General features: G+C 59.6%; 1 pseudogene. It reads right to left on the bottom strand.

The features are described from left to right. Window positions 1–389, bottom strand: a pseudogene (locus D7Y04_RS46280) (IS701 family transposase); the annotation flags it as partial.

The following is a 389-nucleotide window of genomic DNA, read 5'->3' as shown; positions in this document are numbered from 1 at the left end:
ACCGCCGGTAGTGTTGGCTGGGGTGGCGGACCCGGGGCATTGGCTTTTGTTTTTTTCCCCGCCGGTAACTGGCTGGCCAGGCGTCGATGCTGCAGATAGGTAAATGCCATCATCGTCAGTAACGCGTGATGGTGCAGCCCTAGCCAGGATCTGCCTTCGTAATGGCCCAGGCCCAGTTCGTCCTTGAGCTGCTGATGCGCTTGCTCACATGCCCAGCGGGCTTTAATTGCGCATACCAGTGTCCTGCGTGGCGTATTAGGCGGATGGTTGGTAAAGTAATATTTGCGTTCGCCGCTGGAGCGTGCTTCGCACACCAGCCATGCGGCCTGGCCAGGAAGATGCTGCCAGTGCGAAGCCAGTACACCGTCTGCGACGCACACGCGCACAGC

Origin of the sequence: Corallococcus sp. AB038B (genome assembly GCF_003668955.1) — a bacterium.
Classification (GTDB): Bacteria; Myxococcota; Myxococcia; order Myxococcales; family Myxococcaceae; genus Corallococcus; species Corallococcus exiguus.
This window is presented reverse-complemented; position numbering and strand designations above follow the sequence as displayed.